This is a genomic window from Brevibacterium sp. UCMA 11754, assembly GCF_021532275.1.
Lineage (GTDB): Bacteria > Actinomycetota > Actinomycetes > Actinomycetales > Brevibacteriaceae > Brevibacterium.
On sequence record NZ_JACBOT010000026.1, the window covers coordinates 35904 to 48930 of the forward strand.

The 13027-nt window shown below is 61.9% G+C and carries 11 protein-coding genes; 3 read left to right on the top strand and 8 right to left on the bottom strand.

The genetic code is table 11. The features are described from left to right. Positions 1-7 precede the first annotated feature (7 nt). Positions 8-856, bottom strand: coding sequence for an HAD family hydrolase (locus tag HX613_RS14900; protein ID WP_235346037.1), 849 nt, complete (start codon positions 854-856; stop codon positions 8-10). Between the two features lie 28 nt (positions 857-884). Further along, a complete protein-coding gene (serS, locus tag HX613_RS14905) occupies positions 885-2165 on the bottom strand; it encodes a serine--tRNA ligase (protein ID WP_235346038.1) in 1281 nt (426 codons plus the stop codon). 97 nt (positions 2166-2262) lie between these two features. Between serS and HX613_RS14910 the strand changes: the two genes are divergently transcribed. The 3 genes from HX613_RS14910 to HX613_RS14920 all read left to right on the top strand — a co-directional run bounded on the left by HX613_RS14910 (position 2263) and on the right by HX613_RS14920 (position 7300). Then, complete coding sequence (locus HX613_RS14910) at positions 2263-3378, top strand: diacylglycerol/lipid kinase family protein (RefSeq protein WP_235346039.1); 1116 nt, start codon at positions 2263-2265, stop codon at positions 3376-3378. Positions 3379-3603: 225 nt separating this feature from the next. Next, a complete protein-coding gene (locus tag HX613_RS14915; RefSeq protein WP_235346040.1) occupies positions 3604-5706 on the top strand; it encodes a hypothetical protein in 2103 nt (700 codons plus the stop codon). 244 nt (positions 5707-5950) lie between these two features. Continuing rightward, a complete protein-coding gene (locus HX613_RS14920) occupies positions 5951-7300 on the top strand; it encodes a hypothetical protein (RefSeq protein ID WP_235346041.1) in 1350 nt (449 codons plus the stop codon). A 109-nt stretch (positions 7301-7409) separates the two neighbouring features. Here HX613_RS14920 and HX613_RS14925 read toward each other — a convergent pair whose 3' ends face one another. From HX613_RS14925 to HX613_RS14950, 6 genes are all read right to left on the bottom strand, one after another. Beyond that, positions 7410-7847, bottom strand: coding sequence for a heat shock protein transcriptional repressor HspR (locus HX613_RS14925; protein ID WP_143920824.1), 438 nt, complete (start codon positions 7845-7847; stop codon positions 7410-7412). Positions 7848-7861: 14 nt separating this feature from the next. Then, on the bottom strand, positions 7862-8884 hold the full coding sequence (locus tag HX613_RS14930; RefSeq protein ID WP_235346042.1) for a DnaJ C-terminal domain-containing protein: 1023 nt from the start codon (positions 8882-8884) through the stop codon (positions 7862-7864). A gap of 145 nt (positions 8885-9029) precedes the next feature. Beyond that, positions 9030-9749 (bottom strand): nucleotide exchange factor GrpE, encoded by a 720-nt coding sequence (locus HX613_RS14935; RefSeq protein WP_235346043.1) that lies wholly within the window; start codon positions 9747-9749, stop codon positions 9030-9032. Continuing rightward, a complete protein-coding gene (gene dnaK / locus HX613_RS14940; protein ID WP_235346044.1) occupies positions 9749-11611 on the bottom strand; it encodes a molecular chaperone DnaK in 1863 nt (620 codons plus the stop codon). The genes HX613_RS14935 and dnaK overlap by 1 nt, the downstream gene beginning before the upstream one ends. A 488-nt stretch (positions 11612-12099) precedes the next feature. Further along, the gene (locus HX613_RS14945; RefSeq protein ID WP_235346045.1) at positions 12100-12651 is read right to left on the bottom strand and encodes an SDR family NAD(P)-dependent oxidoreductase; all 552 of its coding nucleotides are present in this window, start codon (positions 12649-12651) and stop codon (positions 12100-12102) included. Further along, positions 12638-12955, bottom strand: coding sequence for a hypothetical protein (locus HX613_RS14950; RefSeq protein WP_235346046.1), 318 nt, complete (start codon positions 12953-12955; stop codon positions 12638-12640). Before HX613_RS14950 ends, HX613_RS14945 begins: the two co-directional genes overlap by 14 nt. Positions 12956-13027: the final 72 nt, after the last annotated feature.

Sequence of the window (13027 nt, forward strand, 5' to 3'; positions counted from 1 at the left end):
CTGGGCCTCAGGTGTGGGTGGCGCGGGAACCGCTGAGTGAAAGCACCTCGGGGTCGAGGTCGAAGTAGTCAACGAGAGCGACGGCCAAGCCATCATCGTCAACCGACTTCGTCACGAGCGATGCATGCTGTTTGAGCACGTCCTTCGACTGACCCATGACGATTCCGTGATGGACCCACTCGATCATTTCGATGTCGTTGAGTCCGTCACCAGCGCCGATGCTCAGCTCGTGGTCGATTCCGAGTTCGGATTCGACGAGTTCGAGCCCACTGGCCTTCGACACTCCGTCGGGGGCGATGTCGAGCCAGTTGCTCCAGCCCACCGAATAGCTGACTTCGTGGAGACCGAGACGATCGACAGCCTCGGCGAACTCCTCCGCAGTGCCGTTGACCTCTCGCATGACGATGCGGGTGGCGCGCTTCTGCAGGAGCTGCTCGAAATCGACGATGTCGAGCGTGTCCGATTCCGCGAGCTCACCCGCGGGGAACGGTCCTGAGGCCCACCGGTGCAGGTTGGGGTCCTCAACGAGGAACAGTGCGTTCGGCAGCGCCTCGTGCATCTTCTCCAGAGCGTCCTTGGGGTCGAAGGACACGACGTGGTGCATCTCCCAGCCCAGCGGCGAAGCGGGGTCGAGCTTGACGACGACAGATCCGTTCGAGCAGACGACGAACCCTTGCTTGAGGTCGAGTGCGTGCACGACCTCAAGCGCTCCGGGCAGTGCCCGCCCGGTGGAGATGACGAGGTGATGACCGGCTTCGGCGAGCTGGGTCAGCACCTGGCGGACGGGCTCGGACAGTGATCCGTCGTAGTTGACGATGGTGCCGTCGATGTCGAGCGCGATGAGGTGTTCGGGCAATTTCTCTCCAAGCTTGAGGATCGTGGCTTCAGTAACGCGGGCCCTCTGGTCCCTGGGCGGTCATGCCGCCGAGGTAGGGGCGCAGTGCCGCGGGAACCGTGACCGAACCGTCCGCCTGCTGGTGGTTCTCCAGGATCGGGACGATCCAGCGGGTGTTGGCCATGGTTCCGTTGAGTGTGGCGACGGGGCGGGTGGCTCCGTCGTAGCGTTCGCGGACCTGCAGGCGGCGTGCCTGGAAGGTCGTGCAGTTCGAGGTCGAGGTCAGTTCGCGGTAGGTGCCCTGTGTCGGGACCCAGGCTTCGCAGTCGAATTTGCGTGCTGCGGAGTCTCCGAGGTCGCCGGCTGCGGTGTCGATGACGCGGTAGGGCAGTTCGCACAGACCCAGCATCTTCTCCTGCAGGGACAGCATGCGCTCGTGCTCGGCAGCGGCGTTCTCGACCTCGACGTAGGAGAACATCTCCACCTTCTGGAACTGGTGGACGCGGATGATTCCGCGGGTGTCCTTGCCGTAGGAACCGGCCTCGCGACGGTAGCAGGACGAGATTCCGGCGTAGCGCAGCGGACCGTCGCTCAGGTCGATGATCTCGTCCATGTGGAGTCCGGCCAGTGGCACCTCTGAGGTGCCGACGAGGAACAGGTCATCGGCTTCGAGTCGGTAGACCTCATCGGCGTGTTCGCCGAGGAATCCGGTGCCGCGCATGACTTCGGGCTTGACCAAGGTCGGTGTGATGGTCGGGACGAAGCCGGCGTCTTCGGCCACGTCGCGGGCCAGGTTGAGCAGGGCCATCTCCAGCTTGGCACCGAACCCGGTGAGGTAGTGGAAGCGCGAACCTGAGACCTTGGTGCCTCGGGCAGTGTCGATGGCCTTGAGCGTCTCACCGATCTCCAGATGGTCTGCTGGTTCGAAGCCGTCGGTGCTGAAGTCACGAGGTTCACCGACGGTCTTCAGGGTCACGAAGTTCTCTTCGCCGCCGGAGGGGATGCCTTCGACGATGAGGTTCGGGAGCTTTCCTGCGAGCTTGTCGAATGCGAAGCTCGCCTCTTCGGACTCGGCCTGCAGGGCCTTGACCTTGGCAGACTTCTCCTTGCCCTCTGCGATGAGCGCGGGCTTGTCCTCTTTGGCCGCTTTGGCGATCTGAGAGGAGAAGGACTTCTGATCGGCGCGCGCGTCCTCGTATGCCGTGATGGCAGAGCGGCGTGCGGAATCCGCGGCGAGGACTTCGTCAACGAGGTCAACGGACGAGCCGCGGGCCTCCTGCGATGCTTTGAACAGGGCCGGGTCTTCTCTGAGGAGCGCTAGATCGATCACCCTCTCAGCTTAACGGCCCAGGACTCTTTTCGATATTCGAGCGACACTCATGCGGGTGGCCAGCTCGCACTCAAGAGGGGCACTGTAAATTTGAGACATGACCATCGCATTGGACCCCATGATGACGTGGCTCGTCGTCGCCGGCTTCATCGTCGTGCTGCTCGTCGCGTTCTTCGTCGGCCGCCGCACCGGGGCTCGTCGTGCCCTGAGCCGGCTTCGACAGTACTCCAGAGGCTCCGATCCCGATGGTCCAGACAGCGAGAACTCTGGCCGCTACCGGGCCGCTCTCATCGTCAATCCGACCAAGACCGATGTCAGCAGACTGGCTTCGACCGCCGAGGCGATCTGCCGTTTCGAAGGCTGGAGCGCACCGCTGGTCATCGAGACCACACCCGAGGACTCCGGCGAAGGGGCCACGGCTCGTGCACTTGACGAGGGGGTCGACGTCGTCATCGCTGCCGGCGGCGACGGCACGGTCCGAGCCGTCTCCTCGGCGCTGGTGGGATCAGCGACACCGATGGGGATCGTTCCCTTGGGGACGGGTAATCTCCTGTCGCGAAACCTCGACATCGTGCTCGACAAAACCGAGTGGGCCCTGCGCATCGCCCTGTGGGGCCGCAACCGCAGGATCGACGTCGGGACCGCGAAGACCGCCGAGAATGGGGACACTCACGTCTTCACTGTGATGACCGGGCTGGGGTTCGATGCCGCGGTCATGGCCGATACCAATTCCGATCTCAAGTCCCGTCTCGGCTGGCTGGCCTACGTCGAGGCCGGGTCCAGGAAGCTCGTCGGCCGCCCCAGTCACGTGAAGGTGACTTTCGACGACGACTATCGGGTCTCCGCTCGCGTGCGATCAGTCCTCGGCGGCAACTGCGGGAAGCTGCAGGGCGGCATCCAGCTTCTGCCACAGGCCGTCATCGATGACGGGATGCTCGATGTCCTCATCGTCAGCCCGAAGAACCTGGGCCAATGGGTGGGCGTCCTTGCCTCTGTTCTGGGACGGAAGACGTCGAAGGGCCTGCACACAGACATCAGGAAATGCCAGAAGGTCGTCATCGAATCCGGCGAGGAGCTCGATGTGCAGCTGGACGGGGATCCGATCGGCCAGTCCGGATATCTGGCGATGGAGGTCATGCCTGCGGCACTGACCGTTCGCGTGCCCACAGTTGAGCAGCGCAAGCAGATCAGGGCCGAGGCCTGGCCGGTCTGAGCGCACGGCTGCCAGCTGGTCTTGGAACCGGCATCGGCCGGTAGGTGAGTGCCACTACCGGCCGGTCACATCACGAGAACGTCTCGATGTCGTCGATTCGTTGACCAAAGTGTTACAGCTATTCACCCTGAACTAAACGTACATAAGTAGTTCAGTGCATTCCCTGTATCTAGGATGGCTGTCAGATGTGCACCCCCTCACAATTCCAAGATTGAAGGCACTCCAATGAAGAAGCTCATCCTCGCGCCGGCCGTGGCCCTCGCGTTCACTGGCCTGGTGGCCGCCCCAGTCGCCGCCGCCGAGGCCCCGTCATCGACGCAGTCTGACTCCGCCGAGGCCAAAGCAGAGCAGATCAAGAAGGAAAAGGCCGAAAAGCTCGCCGCCGAGAAGGCTGAGCAGAAGAAGGCCGACGAGAAGGCTGCTGCCGATAAGGCAGACGAAAAATCCGGCGACGACGCGAAGGATTCGAACAAGCCGGCACCTAAGGACGACGATTCCAAGGACTCCAAGAAGGACGACTCCGCAAAGGACGACGACAAGAGCAAGGACTCGAAGGATTCCGAGACTCCTAAGGACGACGTCGAAGAGATCAATGCACAGCTGAAGGTCTCCAACTCCTCGATCACGGCCGAAGACCTCGCAACCAAGGGCGTCAAGGTCACGGTAACCGGCCTGGAGAAGGGCGATAAGCTCTCGACCTCCGGGCTGAGCGCGCCCGCTACGACTGCCGCTGGTTCGACCGCGACTCTGAACGTCAAGTACATTGGCGACGACGAAGATCTCAAGGACGGCAAGAAGTCCTTCAACGTGCAGGTCGCACGCCAAGGAGCGATCACCGAGAAACTCAGTGGCAGCCTCGACATTCAGGCTAAGAAAGTCAGCCCCATCGATGCCTCGCTCAACGTCGATCCGACCCAGATCACGGCAGAGGACCTCGCTAACAAGGACAAGGGCGTCACCGTCACCGTCTCAGGAGTCAAGAAGGGTGACAAGATCACCGACTCCCTGACCGGAGACAATGAGACAGCCGCCGCGGATGGCGACCACAAGCTTCACCTCTACTACCAGGGCAACCCGGACAGTCTCGAAGAGGGCAAGGTGGCATTCACAGTCACCATCGACCGCGAAGGAACCGAGTCGGAGACAATCAACGGCAACATCAACGTCGTCGACGAGGTGTCGGAAGTCGACCCGAAGGTCGCACTCTCAACCAAGGAGATCACGGTCTCCGACTTCAAGAAGGACGGGCTCAAGTTCACCGGCGAGGGCTTCACCCCCGGCGGCACTGTCAGCGTTAGGGGCGAAGCCGTTTCGACACAGCGGGCCGCCGCTCAGGCCGACAAGGTCACCGCCGACGAGGACGGCAATGTCAGCGGAGTTGTGACCGCACCTGAGTCGATCGAAGCAGGCAAGTACTCACTCACGTTCGTCGACGATACGACCAGCGAGGAATCTGCTCCCGTTGAAGTCACGGTCACCGAAGATGACGACGCTGTTGATCCGATCGAGGCCTCGTTGAAGGTCGATCCCAAAGAGATCACAGCGGCGGATCTCGCCAACAAGGACAACGGCGTCACCGTCACCGTCTCGGGCGTCAAAAAGGGTGACAAGATCACCGATTCCCTGACCGGGGACACCGAAACCGCCGACGCTGATGGCGACTACAAGCTCCACCTCTACTACCAGGGAAATCCCGACAACCTCGAAGAGGGCAAGGTGCCGTTCACGGTCACCATCGACCGCGAGGGAACCGAGTCGGAGACGCTCAAGGGCAACATCAATGTCGTCGCCGAAGACAAAGAAGACGGCGATGACGGAGACAATGGAGACGGAGGGGACACTCCCGAGGCTCCCGCAGAAGCGTCGTTCACGGTCTCACCGAAGACGCTTGAAGCCGCCGACTTCGCCAACGAGAAGAAGGGCGTCACCTTGGCAGTCGAAGACTGCGAGCCCGGCTCGGACGTGCACTTCGCGGTCACACCCAAGGGCATCCCGGTCACAGCGTACGAAAACACCGTCAAAGCCGATGACGAGGGCAAGGCTTCGGTCAATGTCTTCGGCACCTCCGACAATATTTCGGCATATGTCGGCGCCTACACAGCCAGCGCAATCTGCGGCGATGACTCGATGAAGGAATCGTTCACAGTCATCGCCGGCGCAGACGGCGGCGGCAGCGACAACGGCGGAAACGATGGCAGCCAGCTGCCACGCACCGGTACAGACCTTGGCGGTCTCGCCTCGGGAGCGCTCCTCCTCCTCATCGGCGGAGCAGCGATCGCCGTGACCGGTCGCCGCAAGAAGGTCGGACAGTCACCGACCGACTTCTGAATAAGAACCGCAGAGTGATCACTCGATGAAACTGATCATGTGAGTGCTTGAATGTGTGTGGCCCCGACTTCGGTCGGGGCCACACACATTTCCAACAAGTCCGCTGTTCAAACTAGCCAACGACACGTGTGACGGATCTGAACAACAAATGTGAACACAACGACCACAACTATGCTCGTTGTATATATTTCATTATTGTTACCTGCGTAGGAAGTCATCCTCAGTTGCTCAGACGAAGGACATCATGAAGAAGCTTGCACTCGCCCCCGCAGTGGCCCTGGCCATCACCGGCCTCGCCGCATCCCCCGTAATGGCTGCACCCACGGCCGACGCTTTCGGACAGACCAACATTCAGCTCAGCCAGAACAGCAACCAGGCAGATGAAACCGAAGCTGCCGAGGACAGCACCGAAGACGGCAACGAGGCTCAGGCCATCGAAGCAGCTGTCACTGTTTCGCCGAAAGAGATCACCCAGACCGATCTCCTCGACCCGGGCTTCACCGTCACAGTCACTGGCCTCGAAGCCGGAGACGTCGTCACGGACAACCTCACTAATGAAGAGGTGACGGCCGAAGGCGACTCCGTGAGATTCACCATCCACAACGTGACCGGCGATCCCGCTGCCATCGATCCGGGCACTCTCAACTTCACGATCTCTGTCGTCCGCGGCGAAGAGACCGAGGAGATCCCTGCGCAGGTCGAGGTCATCGCTGACAACGAAGAGCCAGAGGCTCCCGAGGTCGACCCGAAGGTCACTCTCAACACCGAGAAGATCTCGGCCTCCGACTTCGAGAAGGATGGCCTCGAGGTCACCGGTGAAGGCTTCACCCCCGGAAGCACAGTCAACGTGATGGGGAACGCAACACAGTCGCCCTTCTTCCAAGACGAGGTCAAGGCCGACGAAGACGGCAAGATCAGCACCACGGTCGAAGCGCCCGAAGACGGTCTCGAGCCCGGCAACTACTCGGTCTCCGCAGTCGATGCTGAGTCCGAAGAAGTGTCGAACTTCGCCAAATTCACCGTTACCGAAGACGAGACCGAAGAGCCGAAGCCGACCACCCCGGCCGCTGAAGCCACGCTGACCGTCTCGCCCGAGACCATCGAAGCTGCCGACTTCGTCGTGGAGAACAAGGGCGTCACCCTGGCAGTCGAGAACTGCGAGCCCGGTTCGGACGTTCACTACGTTGTCACCCCCGAGGGCAACTCGAACGTCACCGCCTACGACAACACAGTCAAGGCCGACGACGAGGGCAAGGCGTCCGTCAACGTCTACGGCACCTCTGCCAATGATGCATCGGCCTACCTCGGCGACTACGACGTCAGCGTCACCTGTGGCGACGACGAGATGACCGGAGCCTTCACCGTCAGCGATGACGCCAACGCCGGTGGCAGCGACGGCAATGAAGACGGAAACGAAGACGGCGGCAATGGTGGCGGCGATGACGGCAACGGAAACGGTGGCGGCGACCTGCCTCGCACCGGTACCGAACTGACCGGACTCGTCGGCGGAGCTGCCCTCCTCCTCATCGGTGGAGCCGCAGTCACCATGACCATGCGTCGCAAGAAGGTTGCTCAGGATCCTTCAGAGATCTGATCCCAGGACCTGAACCGGAGTCAGAATCCGGACATGACGAAGGGGCGATTCCGGTTGGAATCGCCCCTTCGTCATGTCGTGATCTGGTTGAGGGCGACGGGCAGTCAGTTCACCGGCGCCGGAACCTGTTGTAGAGAACCATCGCGCCCGGCTCGGGCCGTCCCTGCGGACGCCTGCCGCGCGAGATCGAGACGACATCACCCGCGGAGCCGGCAGCGAAGACGCGAGCTTCGCGTTCCTTCGCAGACATCCGAGACCTGACTTCGGTCTCGAGCTCCTCGTTCCGGGATTTGAGTGCATCGACCTGGTTCTGCAGATCAATGATCTTCTTGATGCCCACCAGGTTCACGCCCTCGTCCTGCGAAAGCTGCTGGATCAACCGGAGTTTGGCGATGTCTCGCCCCGAGTACCGCCGGCCTCTGCCAGCGGTGCGCTCGGGAGTGACGAGACCCAGACGGTCATACTGCCGCAGCGTCTGCGGGTGCATTCCTGCGAGGTCCGCCGCCACCGAAATGACGTACACCGCTGCACTGGTCGATATGTGCATTGTGCTTCACCACCTCAACTGGCCTTGGCTTTGTCGAGCAGACCATCCCGCGGATCCTCGTTCTCGGTCGCGGTGCGGAATGATTCGACAGCTTCTTTGGCTTCTTTCGACAGGTTCTGCGGCACGACGATCTCCGCGGTCACCAGCAGGTCGCCGGTGCCCTTCTTCGATTTCACGCCCTTGCCGCGCAGACGCATGGTCCGTCCCGATGGTGTGCCTGGAGCGATCTTCATCGTCACCGGCATTCCGTCGAGCGTCGGCACCTTGACCTCGGCGCCCAGGGCAGCCTCGTCGAAGCTCACCGGCAGGTCCATCCGCAGATTGTCACCATCACGGGTGAACACGGGGTGCGGCTTGACCTTGATCGTGAGGATCACGTCGCCGGTCTCGCCGCCGTTGGGGCTGGGCTTGCCCTTACCTGCCAGTCGGATCTTCTGCCCATCCTTGACGCCGATCGGCGTCCGCACGGTCAGAGGCTTCCCGCCCGGCATGTTCAGCTTCACCGAGGCGCCGTTGATGGCCTCCGTGAAGGACAGAGTGGTGTTGGACTTGATGTCCCCGCCCTTGACCGGTGGCGAATATCCGCCTCCGAAACCACCTCCGCCGTAGCCGCCGCCACCACCGAAGCCGTTGAGAAGGTCCGCCAGGTCAGGGGGTACGTCTCCCCCGCCTCCGCCGTAAGGTGAACGAGTCCGTTTCCGTCCGCCTCCGCCGAAGAGGTCGGAGAATACGTCATCGAATCCGCCGCTGGCACCGCCCCCAGGCCCGCCGGAACCGGTGAACCTGGCGCCGCCGCCCATGGCGCGGACCTGATCGTACTGTTCGCGAGATTCCTTGTCAGAGAGCACCTGATGGGCCTGGCCGAGCTCTTTGAACTTGTCTTCAGCCTTGGAATCACCGGGATTGGCATCCGGGTGATACTTGCGCGCCAGCTTGCGATAGGCCTTTTTGATCTCTGCGTCGGAAGCATCTTTGGAGACGCCGAGGGTCTTGTAGAAGTCCTTTTCGAACCAATCATTCTGAGGACCGGTATTCACCTGGCACCTCCTTCCGTGTCTTCTTCATCAGTGTATTCAATTGTCTCCTCACAATCCGCAACCCCGGGATCTCGATCCCGGATGATCCGGACCGCCGCCGAGGTGGTGCCACGTTGGCGGGACCACCTCGGCGAGGGTGTGGTTCTCAGTCTTCCGGCTGCTGTACCCCGACGCGCGCCGCGCGGATGATGCGCTCACCCATGCGGTAGCCCGGCTGCATGACCAGGAAGACGGTCGGAGTCTCAACGTCGTCCGAAGGCTGCTGCATGAGTGCCTCATGCAGTCGCGGATCGAACTCGTCGCCGACCTCACCGTACTGCTCGACGCCGACCTTGTTCAGCGAGTCGATCAGCTTGTTCACGTGGGTCTCGAAAGGCCCGGTGACGTCGCCGTTCTCCTGCGCCAGGCGCACCTCGTCGAGCACGGGGATCAGGGCTTCGACAGCCTTGATCGTGCCACCGGTTGCTGCCCGCTCGCGTTCGCGATCGGCCCGCATCCGGTAGGCGGCGTACTCGGCGTTGATGCGCTTGAGGTCGGCCAGGTGCGCTGCGGCCTCGGAACCCGGTGCGGGTTCGGCGGCGTCTTCGCCCTGTGCTGCCTCGGTGTCGTTCAACGTCGAAGCATCGGCTGGAATGTCGACGCCGAGGTCACTGGCATCAGCCAGATTCTCATCGGCATCCTGGACGCCCTCGGCGCCTTCGGCACCGGTTGCGTCGTTCGCGGCATTCTCCTCACCGGCCTCCGCCGAGGCCGACGCTGCGTCGGCCTCTGGGCGGAGCTCGCCGGTGTCCGGATCAATCCGGCGCTTGTCGCTGAAGGTGAAGCCTGGCTCCTCGGACGACGGATCGTTGCCCTCGGCAGTCATTACTTCTTCTCCTCGTCCTCTTCATCGACAACCTCAGCGTCGACGACATCGTCGTCTGCGCTTGCATCGGAATCGCCTGCTGCTTCTTCACCAGCGGCGCCTTCGGCACCTGGCTGGTTGTAGATGGCTTCGCCGATCTTCTGCTGGTTGGCGACGAGCTTGTCGTAGGCCGTCTTCACGGCGTCGTCGTCTTCACCCTTGAGCGCTTCCTTGAGAGCCTCAACGTCCGAGTTGATCTCGGTCTTGACCTCTTCGGGCAGCTTGTCCTCGTTGTCGGTGATGAGCTTCTCGGTCTGGTAGGCGAGGTTCTCCGCATTGTTGCGAGTGTCAGCGGCCTCACGGCGCTTCTTGTCCTCGTCTGCGTGCTCCTCGGCTTCCTTGACCATGCGGTCGATGTCTTCCTTCGGCAGTGCGGAACCGCCGGTGATCGTCATCGACTGCTCGGTGCCGGTGCCCTTGTCGGTGGCCGACACGTGCACGATGCCGTTGGCGTCGATGTCGAAGGCGACCTCGATCTGCGGGACGCCGCGAGGGGCCGGAGCGATGCCGGTCAGCTCGAAGGTGCCCAAGTTCTTGTTGTCGCGAGTGAACTCGCGCTCACCCTGGAAGACCTGGATCGACACGGAGGGCTGGTTGTCCTCGGCCGTGGTGAAGGTTTCCGAGCGCTTGGTCGGGATCGGGGTGTTGCGCTCGATGAGCTTGGTCATCACGCCGCCCTTGGTTTCGAGTCCGAGCGACAGCGGGGTGACGTCGATGAGCAGAACGTCCTTGCGTTCGCCTACGAGGACACCGGCCTGCACGGCTGCGCCGATCGCGACGACCTCATCGGGGTTGACTCCCTTGTTGGGCTCCTTGCCTCCGGTGAGTTCGGTGACGACGGCGGAGACGCCTGGCATACGGGTCGAACCGCCGACGAGAACGACGTGGTCGATCTCGGAGACGGACACGCCTGCGTCCTTCATGACTGCGTGGAACGGAGCCTTGGTGCGCTCGAGGAGGTCCTTGGTCAGGTCCTCGAACTTCGCGCGGGTCAGGGTCTCATCCAAGTGGATGGGTCCGTTCTCGCTCATCGACAGGTACTGCAGCGAGATGTTGGTGCTGGTGGCCGAGGAGAGTTCCTTCTTGGCCTGCTCCGAAGCTTCCTTCAGACGCTGGATTGCTGTCGCGTCCTTGCTCAGGTCGACGCCGTAGCCGTTCTTGACCTCACCGACGAGCCAGTCGACGATGCGCTGATCCCAGTCGTCGCCGCCAAGGCGGTTGTCGCCTGAGGTCGCACGGACCTGAATCGTGGAGAAGTCGTCTTCGTCCTTGCCGACTTCCAGCAGGGAGACGTCGAAGGTGCCGCCACCGAGGTCGAAGACCAGAATGGTCTCGTCTTCCTTGCCGCGCTCGAGGCCGTAGGCCAGAGCTGCAGCGGTGGGCTCGTTGATGATGCGCGAGACATTGAGTCCTGCGATCTCACCGGCATCCTTCGTGGCCTGACGCTCGGCGTCATTGAAGTATGCGGGAACGGTGATGACTGCGTCGGTGACGTCTTCCTGCAGGTATTCCTCAGCGTCGTGCTTGAGCTTCTGCAGGATGCGAGCCGAAACCTCAGGGGCCGACATCTTCTTGCCGCCGATTTCGGTGGACCAGTCGGTGCCCATGTGGCGCTTGACCGAGGCAACGGTGTTCTTGATGTTGGTGACAGCCTGGCGCTTGGCGATTTCGCCGACCAGGGAGTCGCCGTTCTTGTTGACAGCAACGACGGAGGGGGTCGTGCGACCACCTTCCGCGTTCGCGATGACCTTGGGGTCACCGCCTTCGAGGACTGTGACGACGGAGTTCGTGGTTCCGAGGTCGATTCCAACTGCACGTGCCATAACGTTGTCTCCTTACATATCGTGAGTGATCTCGACTCGAATGTGTGCGATCGGGCGGATCCACCACCTGGCTTCTTCCACGGCATTTCCTGCCGCGGGGACGAGTGGTGGACCCACTCGACCGCACACATTGAGCCAACTGCACTCAAGTATTATCTTCGTGATCCGAGCAGTCAAGCTCGGCATCATTAAAGTTGCGTACACCAGACTCAACTTTGCGGAGCGAGGGTTTATTCCACGGGGGAGAAAAAGTTTTTGGGACCATAGAGTTGTCCCTGGGGTCATGTGGGATTCAGGAGTAACCGCTGTCGGCGCAGTCAAGGCACTGCACCGTTTCCGAGCTGGTTGGCGCTCAGCGGGAATGTGGTGCCGGTGAGCTTCTCTGACTCCTCCCACAACCGCCGCGCGTTGTCGACGCTGCGGGCTCTGGCTGCACGTTTGGCAGGTGCTGGCGCCCCGCGCATGCCCATGAAATTGCTCGGGCCGACTTAGCTGTCGCCCGGAATGTCAGCAGTCGCAGCGTAGAGGATCGGAAGTGCCCCCGCCTCGGCGGAGTGCGCAAATGACTGGATGAAGAGTTTCTCAAATCGGTGTCGCAGGCTCTGGCCCTCGGCGTTCATCAGGTTCGTCGTCGCAATCCCCGGATGCGCAGCGACGGACTTCACCGGAGACCCGCGAGCAGTCAGTTGGCGCTGCAGTTCGTGCGCTGACAGATGGTTCGCGAGCTTCGACTGCCCGTACGCCGCATAGGGCTTGTAGTTCCGGGTGCGCCAGTTCAGGTCGGTGAAGTCGATCTTGCCTGTCAGATGTGCTAGCGAGCCTACAGTGACGATGCGGTCGCGCACCTGGGGCAGGAGCAGGTTGGTCAATCCGAAGTGGCCCAGGTGATTCGTTCCAAACTGCGATTCGAACCCGTCGACGGCACGGACCAGCGGCGGGATCGAGATGCCTGCGTTATTGATCAGCACGTCAATCGGATCGGTGAATCTCTCCGCGAACCCCCGAACAGAGGACAGGTCCGCCAGGTCAAGACGACGCACCTCCGTGTCGCCGCCTATGCACTAGCCGGAGAAGGCCGACGTCACGCACGCGGCAGAGAGAGCCTTCGAACTTCTCGTCGATCTGATCCACGAAGGCCAGGACAAGTGCATCATTCAGAAAGGCCCTCACGAGGAGATCGGAATCATCCTCTATGCCACGATCAACGGTCTCACCACTCTGATCAACAACGGACTCGTAGACACGAGGAGACCGGACGAGCTGACCGACACGGCAGTGCATCAGTTCCTGAGAGGAACCGCACCGATCCGCGATCGCCGAGGAGATTATTGAGAATGCCGCCATGCTAAGGCAGCCTTAGGAAAATGTTTAAGAGGTGAGCGCGGCGGCGAGTTTGTCGAATACCTTTCGAACCTG

Excerpts from the sequence above, each read along its gene's own strand:
- HX613_RS14910 (WP_235346039.1), top strand. The coding sequence starts at position 2,263 with ATGACCATCGCATTGGACCCCATGATGACGTGGCTCGTCGTCGCCGGC.
- HX613_RS14935 (WP_235346043.1), bottom strand. The coding sequence starts at position 9,749 with ATGACTGCCGAGGGCAACGATCCGTCGTCCGAGGAGCCAGGCTTCACC.
- HX613_RS14925 (WP_143920824.1), bottom strand. The coding sequence starts at position 7,847 with ATGCACATATCGACCAGTGCAGCGGTGTACGTCATTTCGGTGGCGGCG.
- dnaK (WP_235346044.1), bottom strand. The coding sequence starts at position 11,611 with ATGGCACGTGCAGTTGGAATCGACCTCGGAACCACGAACTCCGTCGTC.
- HX613_RS14915 (WP_235346040.1), top strand. The coding sequence starts at position 3,604 with ATGAAGAAGCTCATCCTCGCGCCGGCCGTGGCCCTCGCGTTCACTGGC.
- HX613_RS14950 (WP_235346046.1), bottom strand. The coding sequence starts at position 12,955 with ATGGCGGCATTCTCAATAATCTCCTCGGCGATCGCGGATCGGTGCGGT.
- HX613_RS14920 (WP_235346041.1), top strand. The coding sequence starts at position 5,951 with ATGAAGAAGCTTGCACTCGCCCCCGCAGTGGCCCTGGCCATCACCGGC.